The sequence below is a fragment of the Paenibacillus sp. 598K genome (assembly GCF_003851045.1).
GTDB lineage: Bacteria > Bacillota > Bacilli > Paenibacillales > Paenibacillaceae > Paenibacillus_D.
In genome coordinates, this window is record NZ_BFBX01000408.1 from 1 (window position 1) to 205 (window position 205).

The following is a 205-nucleotide window of genomic DNA, read 5'->3' on the forward strand; positions in this document are numbered from 1 at the left end:
GTTACGCCGGTTACACCGGTCACGCCCATAACGCCGGTTGCGCCCGTGGCTCCTGTGACGCCGTCAGCCCCCGTCACGCCATTAGCGCCGGTTGCACCTGTTGCGCCTGTGGCTCCAGTGACACCGTTCATGCCCGTCGCCCCCGTCGCCCCAGTTGCTCCAGTGACGCCCACCTCGCCAGTTGCTCCAGTCGCGCCCGTGGCTC

At 68.8% G+C, this 205-nt stretch carries 1 protein-coding gene; it reads right to left on the minus strand.

Going from position 1 to position 205, the window contains the following annotated elements; all coding sequences use genetic code 11:
• A partial coding sequence (locus tag PA598K_RS35645) for a hypothetical protein (protein WP_185602449.1) occupies positions 1-205 on the minus strand: 205 nt, incomplete at both ends.